The organism is Edaphosphingomonas haloaromaticamans, from assembly GCF_001853345.1.
Taxonomy (GTDB): Bacteria; Pseudomonadota; Alphaproteobacteria; order Sphingomonadales; family Sphingomonadaceae; genus Sphingomonas_E; species Sphingomonas_E fennica.
In genome coordinates this window covers 1-1,732 of the sequence record NZ_MIPT01000012.1, presented here as the reverse complement: position 1 = coordinate 1,732, position 1,732 = coordinate 1, and the positions used below count along the sequence as shown (strand labels likewise).

Annotated in this window: 2 protein-coding genes; one reads left to right on the top strand and one right to left on the bottom strand. The window is 70.0% G+C overall.

Features of this window, described 5'->3' with window-relative positions:
* Positions 1-280: 280 nt before the first annotated feature.
* Positions 281-1,174, bottom strand: coding sequence for a LysR substrate-binding domain-containing protein (locus BHE75_RS22965; protein WP_039578051.1), 894 nt, complete (start codon positions 1,172-1,174; stop codon positions 281-283).
* Positions 1,175-1,274: 100 nt separating this feature from the next.
* Here BHE75_RS22965 and BHE75_RS22960 point away from each other — a divergent pair.
* The coding region (locus tag BHE75_RS22960) for a TSUP family transporter (RefSeq protein ID WP_191225264.1) at positions 1,275-1,732 on the top strand (458 nt) is incomplete at its 3' end.

Sequence of the window (1,732 nt, the reverse complement as noted above, 5' to 3'; positions counted from 1 at the left end):
GAGGCGCGCGCGGAGGCGGTGCGCCGAATGGCGGCGGTCGAAGCGCGCATCCTCGCCGTGGCCATGACCGACGATCCGATCGGAACCCTGCCGGCGGTGCGCCGGACCCTGGCCTGTTACCGCAACGCCATGCGCGCCGCGCTGCTGCNCTCGCCGCGCGATTATGGCCGGGAGAAGATCGGCCATTTCGACCTGTTCCGCGAGAATCATGCCGAAGGCTTCTGGCGCGACACGCTGACCTGGCTGCGCGACGGAGATATCCCGCGACCGGAGCGTCTCGTCATCCCCTGACGCCCGTCTCCGCCAGATGCGCCATCAGATCACGTGCGGGCGCCGGAAGCTCCGGCTCCGATCGACAGCAGACCGAAAGCCGGCGCGTCGCCCAGTCGTCGGTCAGGCGGGCGATCGCGATCGACATCGAACGGCTTGATCGCCGCGCCGCCGTCTCAGGCATGACAGCGACGCCCACGCCATGCGCGGCCATCCGGCACAGGCCATCGAAGGTTCGCACCCGCGCGCGGACCTTCAGCTTGTGTCCGACATTTTCGGCCTGCTGTTCTACATGGTCTTGCAACGCCCCTGCGGCGAGGCCGACATGGGCCTGGTCGACGATGTCCGCAAAGGCGATCCGCTTCGTCCCGGCCAGCGGATGGGCTCGCGCCATGACCACCACGAGCCGGTCGATCGCGAAGGGTCGGAGCGTCAGGCCGCCGCTGTCGACCGCGTCGGAGATGATGCCGATGTCGGCGAGTCCGCCCGCGATCGCCTTGACGATCTCGCTGCTCTGCCGTTCCCGAAGGTCCACGTCGATCCGGGGATGCGCCGCCAGCCAGACGCCCAGCGGATCGGGCAGGAACTCGGTCATCGCCGCCGTGTTTGCCAGCAGCCGCACGGTGGCGCGCAGGCCCAGCGCATGTTCGCCCAGATCGCCCTGCATCCGCGCGATCTGGCCGAGGATCAGCCGCGCATGATGCGCCAGCGCTTCCCCCGCGCGCGTCGGCGTGACGCCACGGCGGCCGCGGTCGAGCAGGCTCACGCCGCCGACCGCTTCCATGTCGCGCAGCCGCTCGCTCGCCGCCGCCAGCGACAGGTTCGCCGCGGTCGCGCCATGGGTGATGCTGCCAGCCTCGACCACGGCGAGGAACAGGCGCAGGTCGGTGAGATCGAACCGCATGGCCTGCCTTCTAACTCATCTCCAGCCTTCGGGTCATCCGAATCCTGGCGCTGGCAAATCCGCATTGTGTCCCGACGCGCGCCGCAGCCAGATGAGGGGGATGGACCTTTCCATCCCCCTCATCGCCGCCATCACCGCGACCTTCTTCGTCGCCGGTATCGTGAAGGGCGTCACCGGCATGGGCCTGCCCACCGTCGCCATGGGCGTGCTGGGCGCGCTACTGTCACCGCTCGCGGCGGCCGCGCTACTGCTCGCGCCTTCCTTCGTCACCAATGTCTGGCAGCTTGTCGCCGGGCCGAGCCTGCGGCCGATCGCGCGGCGCCTCTGGCCAATGATGGCCGCGATCGTCGTCGGCACGCTCGCCGGCTCCGCATTACTGACGAGTGGCGACACGGCGCTCACGACGGCGATGCTGGGCGCGGCGCTTATGCTCTATGCCGCCTACACCCTGCTGGCGCGGCCGTTCCGCGTACCGGCGCGATTGGAGCCATGGCTGTCGCCGCTGATCGGCGGGGCCACCGGCGCGGTGGCGGGCGGCACCGGCGTGTTCGTCATTCC